The organism is Chryseobacterium sp., assembly GCF_041914225.1.
GTDB lineage: Bacteria > Bacteroidota > Bacteroidia > Flavobacteriales > Weeksellaceae > Chryseobacterium.
On sequence record NZ_JAYSDT010000057.1, the window covers coordinates 16,707 to 20,428 of the forward strand.

The 3,722-nt window shown below is 38.4% G+C and carries 4 protein-coding genes; all 4 read right to left on the minus strand.

Annotated features, from left to right (window positions below; all coding sequences use genetic code 11):
- Positions 1–158: 158 nt before the first annotated feature.
- On the minus strand, positions 159–1,529 hold the full coding sequence (locus ACE3RB_RS17775) for a chloride channel protein (protein ID WP_374465443.1): 1,371 nt from the start codon (positions 1,527–1,529) through the stop codon (positions 159–161).
- A 42-nt stretch (positions 1,530–1,571) separates the two neighbouring features.
- Positions 1,572–1,829: a hypothetical protein gene (locus tag ACE3RB_RS17780; RefSeq protein WP_374465444.1), complete on the minus strand. Its 258-nt coding sequence runs from the start codon at positions 1,827–1,829 to the stop codon at positions 1,572–1,574.
- 86 nt (positions 1,830–1,915) lie between these two features.
- Positions 1,916–2,182 carry a hypothetical protein gene (locus tag ACE3RB_RS17785; RefSeq protein WP_374465445.1) on the minus strand — a complete coding sequence of 89 codons (267 nt, stop codon included), beginning with the start codon at positions 2,180–2,182 and terminating at the stop codon, positions 1,916–1,918.
- Between the two features lie 249 nt (positions 2,183–2,431).
- Positions 2,432–3,721 carry a dihydrolipoamide acetyltransferase family protein gene (locus tag ACE3RB_RS17790; RefSeq protein ID WP_374465446.1) on the minus strand — a complete coding sequence of 430 codons (1,290 nt, stop codon included), beginning with the start codon at positions 3,719–3,721 and terminating at the stop codon, positions 2,432–2,434.
- Position 3,722: the final 1 nt, after the last annotated feature.

Sequence of the window (3,722 nt, forward strand, 5' to 3'; positions counted from 1 at the left end):
ATAGAACGGGAGTTAAAATGAAAACAGTTTCGTAATTGTTCATAATGTTAAAAAATTTGTTAATTATTTCGAGGTGCAAAAGTAGAAAATATATTTCTTATATGCAAGAGAATGAAGAAATAGTTGATCATTCCCGGGAATATTTATTCTCCTTTGGATCAGTTCCTGGTTTCAACTTCATCTTTCTCTCTCAATTCCGTCAGGAAATTCACTTTCAAAACATCATACAGGGAATGTCTGCTTACTAATATGGAAGCAATAGAAGATACCATTCCGGCAAGCATCAGATGGAATATTAATGAATGTCTGTCGGTCATTTCCAGAACGATAATCGCTGAAGTAAAAGGCGCTCTGGTAATTCCTGTAAGAAAAGCAACCATTCCGGCCAGGACTACAACATTCGTTTCATTAGGTGTCAAATGAATCGCTCCTGAAATCACGGAACCTATACTGGCTCCAGCAGTAAGGGCCGGAGCAAAAATTCCACCGGCACCTCCGGAAGTAAAGGAAAGGGCAGGACCAAGCATTCTTAAAACAGGAACATACCAGTCTTCATGTTTGTCTTTGGTAAAAAGAACCCGTTCCATGATTTCTTTTCCCGAGCCCAGAATCTCTCTGTTGATGAAATAAGCAATCGAAGCAATAATTAATGCACAAATCACCAGGAATATCACATTCGCCTTATCTGTTTTCAGTTTTTTCTTTTTCCAGCCGTTAATTTTAAGCATGATGACTGAGAGCTGGCTAGCCAGAATTCCGGCCGTTGCTGCAACAAGAATGATCGGGAACATCACCATTAAAGAAACGTCATTGGTTTTCGGATATCCAAGATATAAATAAGATCCGGCCAGTGTCTGTGCAGTAAGCCCTGCAATAATTACTGCCGTAAACAACGCTGTTTTAAAGTAATTGATATGGGTTTTTGACAATTCTTCTACCGCAAAAACGATTCCTCCCAGCGGGGTGTTAAATGCTGCCGCAAGTCCCGCTGCCGCTCCTGTCATAATCATATTTTTCTTGGAAATCTTGGGCCACCATTCAGGAAGGTATTCATTGACTTTTCTGAAAACGGAACCTGCAATCTGAATTGTTGGCCCTTCACGTCCTACAGCGCCACCTCCGATTACCAGGATAACTGAAGACAGGATTTTGAAAAAAATAATCTTAAGGCTAAGAAGGTTCCTGATTTTCCGGTGTTCTTTAGGATTGGCAAGTTCTACAGCTGCCATTACCTGCGGAATACCGCTTCCTTTGGCATTTGGGGCAAATTCTTTGACAAGCCACCATGAAAGAACAAATCCGATGGGAGCAATAATGAAAATCATCCAGGCATGCCAGTCAAAAATGAAATTCATCAGATGTTCGCCCCAGGCAAATACCTGTGCATACATCACCGCAAAAAAGCCTGTGATCACAGATCCAATCCAAAAGGGAATTGCCTGAAGCAGGTTATACTTCAGCTGTTCGTTCCGGATATTGTCGAAGGAATTTTTGAGGGATTTCCGTATCAGGATGAAAATTTTCAGCATTTGCAGGTTTTGAGGGATGAATTTACGGTAAAATTTTGAAAATTATATTTCATTTAAAAACTTTGAAATCATTTCAGCATTTTCAACCGTAAGAATATCAGGTATACCAAAGCTTAAAATGTTGTTTCTGACTTCAAGCTTAAAGCCTTCATCAGGGAAATTTTTTATCATTTCTTTTCTTTGTGTGGTCAGAAAACTCATGGTTTTAAATGAATCACTTCCCACGACATAAAAATCTTTAAAGTCAGGATCTTTAAAATTAATGGAGAAACTGCTGAAGATTCCTGCAATCTTATCCATTAGCTTCTTTTTGTTAATGGAAATATATCCAAAATCTTCTTCTAAGTTTTTGAGTCCCCAAAGCTGTATAGTGTCATATTTACGATCTAAACGTCCGCCTTTACTTTACTGACGATAAAAAGATAGAAAGAATTAGTATTGCTCACATCCTTTACCAGGTAACAGATGCGGGGGATAAATAACGGATACATATCAAAAGAGCTGAACTGTTCATAAGGAGACTCTTTGACATCAATGACTGTAATGTCATAGGATAGGGAAAGCAGATCATAGATTTCAGTAATGAGCTTTTCATCCTGTTCCGTGAAATCAAAAAACCTTGTGGCATCATATTTCCTGTAATCCGGATCCATTTCTTATATATTATTTGTTTAAAAATAATGCTAATAAATCTAATTTCCAACAACTTATTATATTATAAGATTAAATTATCGTTTTGTTGTTTAAATTTGAATTTTATTGATTATTTAATAATGATTTTATTTATTGTTTGTTCTTTTGAAATTACTTGGCTTAACTAAATAAAAACAAAAAAACCTCCGATTAAATCGAAGGCTTAGTATTTAAAATCTGCAAACTTACTTATTGCTGATATTTATTACTTATATTTCTGTGTTCAGATCCCAGTTTTCAAGGTAATCGTGAACATGCTTCAGCATCATTCCTCCCAGAGAACCGTCTACTACTCTGTGGTCATAAGAGTGAGACATGAACATCAGGTTTCTGATAGCGATTACATCACCGTCAGCGGTTTCAAGAACTGCAGGTTTCTTAACAATAGCTCCGATGGCTAAAATAGCTACCTGAGGCTGAGGAATAATTGGAGTTCCCATAAGGTTTCCAAAGCTTCCCACGTTAGAGATTGTATACGTTGCACCCTGAGTGTCTTCTGGTCTTAATTTTTTGTTTCTTGCTCTGTAAGCCAGGTCGTTGATTGCTTTTGCAAGACCTGAAAGAGAAAGCTGATCCGCATTTTTGATTACTGGAACAATAAGGTTCCCGTCCGGAAGGGCAGTCGCCATACCAATGTTGATATTTTTCTTTTTGATGATGTTATCACCATTTACAGAAACGTTGATCATTGGGAAATCCTGAATTGCCTTCACTACAGCTTTTACGAAAATAGGCATGAAAGTAAGCTTTTCACCTTCACGTTTTTCGAATGCTGCTTTATTTTTATTTCTCCATTTTACAACGTTGGTAACGTCAGTTTCAATGAAAGAGGTTACGTGTGGAGCAATTTGTTTTGCTTTCACCATGTTTTCAGCGATGATTTTTCTCATTCTGTCCATTGGAATGATTTCATCACCTGCATTTACCGGAACCGTAGCTGCCGGAGCAGAAACTGCCGGTTGTGGAGTAGAAGCTGCCTGTACAGGAGCGGCCTGCTGAGCCGGCTGATTTCCTCTGTTAGCAACGTAAGCTAGTATATCTTCTTTTGTAATTCTTCCTTCCAGACCGCTTCCTTTGATGGATTTCAGTTCAGTTTCAGAAATATTTTCCTGTTGTGCGATAGATTTTACGAGCGGAGAAAGATAAAGATCTCCTGAGAATTCTACGTTTGAAGCAGCAACTGTCTGCGAAGGCTCTTCAATCGTTTTTAAAGTTTCAGCATCCGGAGCAGCTGCCGGGGTTTCAGTTTTTGCTTCTTCTGAAGCTGTGCCTTCTCCTTCAATTTCTAAAATAGCAATGGCTTCACCTACTTTTGCAACTTCATCTTTTTGCTTTAAAATTTTCACGATTTTCCCCGAAACTGGTGTCGGAACGTCTGAATCTACTTTATCTGTTGCAATTTCTACTACGGAGTCATCCTCCTTTACGTTATCACCCTCATTGAATAACCAAGTGATAATTGTCGCTTCCATAACACCTTCTCCCATGGAAGGAAGCAAT

Bases quoted from the DNA above. Each gene is read 5' to 3' on its own strand.
- ACE3RB_RS17780 (WP_374465444.1), bottom strand. From the start codon at position 1,829: ATGGATAAGATTGCAGGAATCTTCAGCAGTTTCTCCATTAATTTTAAA.
- ACE3RB_RS17785 (WP_374465445.1), bottom strand. From the start codon at position 2,182: ATGGATCCGGATTACAGGAAATATGATGCCACAAGGTTTTTTGATTTC.
- ACE3RB_RS17775 (WP_374465443.1), bottom strand. From the start codon at position 1,529: ATGCTGAAAATTTTCATCCTGATACGGAAATCCCTCAAAAATTCCTTC.